General features: G+C 43.7%; 1 protein-coding gene. It reads right to left on the bottom strand.

The annotated features are described in order from the left end of the window. Positions 1 to 115: 115 nt before the first annotated feature. Positions 116 to 1,081: a hypothetical protein gene (locus J3U88_RS34015; RefSeq protein WP_207863681.1), complete on the bottom strand. Its 966-nt coding sequence runs from the start codon at positions 1,079 to 1,081 to the stop codon at positions 116 to 118. Between the last annotated feature and the right edge of the window lie 154 nt (positions 1,082 to 1,235).

The raw sequence follows: 1,235 nt of genomic DNA, 5'->3' as shown, positions 1-1,235 counted from the left end.
CCGGCCGAACGGCGAAGAGGCGAGCATCAGGCAGATATATCGTGAAGATTCAAATTTTCGCGCCTGGCTACAAATCAAACCGCTAGCCCATTTTCCTATCGTTTTGGTTCTTAACTTAACGGCATTGAGCAAATGGTGCAGCGTTCGAGCTGGGGTGACTTTCCAAGGAGTGCCAAGCAGCATCACTGATTTCTAGGTTAATATTTTTAGGTGTAAAGGTCGATTTTAAGAAAGGGAGAACAACCGACTTGAAATATGGAGAACCATCTTTATTCAATTCTGGAGCCCAGTCGTAGACATCGTGCCATTTGTTGTAAACATATCCCTCAAGAACGATTGGTGCATTCGGTTTTTCTTTTGACGCTTTGAAACTAACCCAAGTGTCAAGATTAGAACTTCCTGCCGCCCAGAAGAATTCATTAAAAGGTTCTCTATCTTGCATTAAAATTGGGCTGCTTGTTGGGTTAGTTTTGTAGTGGTCTTCTTTGAAGGTGCTGTTGAATTTGTATAAACCATAAGCATTCTCGATGATGGTTTTCATGTTTTTATGATATGCATTTGTGGCCTTTTTCTCATTCAAGACCCATGAAGGACTGAAGTATTTTGCTCTTCGCGTTCTGCCGTCAGACAGGGTTTCTGCTGGCGCTGTTCCTGAAAGATAAAGCTCTAGATGTTCTGAGGCTAATTGAGTCCAAGGTACCATACGACCCGATGCTACTATTCTCCATCCAAGGTCTTCGATAAAATCAGGAGAATAACCCTCGTGGATAATCCCTACATGAGCGGGTATAGGCAGAAATCTTCTAAACCTTCCTCCAAAAACTACGCGGCCGAGCTCCCTGCTGAGATACAGATCTACTTCTTCTTGTGATTTCCCCGAAATTCTTTCATGATCCCTTGAAAAACCTGGAGAAAGGATGCCGGGATATTCATAGGTTGCAGAAGAATACGTAAAGCCTTTGCCTTCTATCGCGTTTTGATACTCCTTGTCCGATATGTAAATCCAGCCTCGCGATCCGTTGTCAATATTTATATATTGATAGATTTTGTTTTGCAACCCATCAGGGTCCCAAAACATCATCGGGTTGCCTGCGGCAAACGCGTAAGGTCAATGCCGTTAAGTTAAGAACCAAAACGATAGGAAAATGGGCTAGCGGTTTGATTTGTAGCCAGGCGCGAAAATTTGAATCTTCACGATATATCTGCCTGATGCTCGCCTCTTCGCCGTTCGGCCG

It is taken from the genome of Acanthopleuribacter pedis, assembly GCF_017377855.1.
Classification (GTDB): Bacteria; Acidobacteriota; Holophagae; order Acanthopleuribacterales; family Acanthopleuribacteraceae; genus Acanthopleuribacter; species Acanthopleuribacter pedis.
Note: the sequence above shows the minus strand (reverse complement) of the source record. Positions and strands in the feature narration are given on the sequence as shown.